The 527-nt window shown below is 47.8% G+C and carries 1 protein-coding gene; it reads left to right on the forward strand.

The window, feature by feature from the left end:
• A partial coding sequence (locus R7Z47_RS26730) for a LysR family transcriptional regulator substrate-binding protein (protein WP_318131010.1) occupies positions 1-521 on the forward strand: 521 nt, incomplete at its 5' end.
• Between the last annotated feature and the right edge of the window lie 6 nt (positions 522-527).

The raw sequence follows: 527 nt of genomic DNA on the forward strand, positions 1-527 counted from the left end.
TTCCCGATCGAAAACTGACGCTGGTTGAGGCTGGCACGCAATCTATTCGTCGAATGTTGCTCAATGGACAACTCGATATCGGCGTGAGCAGCTGGGACGATGTACCTGAAGATCTAGAAACGGACCATTTGTTCAGCAGCCAAATGGTGGCCGTTGTTGCTCCCGAGCATGAGCTAGCGCAGCGCGAAGCCATAACGTTTGATGAGTTTTTCGAGCATGAATTGGTGATGTTTCAGCACGGATATTTTCATCGAGAATTCTTAGACCATGTCAGTGAAGAGCACGGTTTCAGCATGAAGTCTTCCTTTGAAACCAACTTGCTGCCGCTGATATTGAGCATCGTCAGGCAGGAGTTTGCCATTACGGCCCTGCTTGAGCTTGTTACTCAAAACGAGAAGGGGGTTGTTGGCATTCCGTTTCATCCGCCAGTAACGCTCGATTTGGCACTAGCTTGGCGGAAAGAAGGGTATTTATCTATCGCAGATCGGACGTTTATTGATTTTGTGAAACGTTACGTCTGATACAAA

Source organism: Vibrio sp. 1641 (genome assembly GCF_033339995.1).
GTDB lineage: Bacteria > Pseudomonadota > Gammaproteobacteria > Enterobacterales > Vibrionaceae > Vibrio > Vibrio alginolyticus.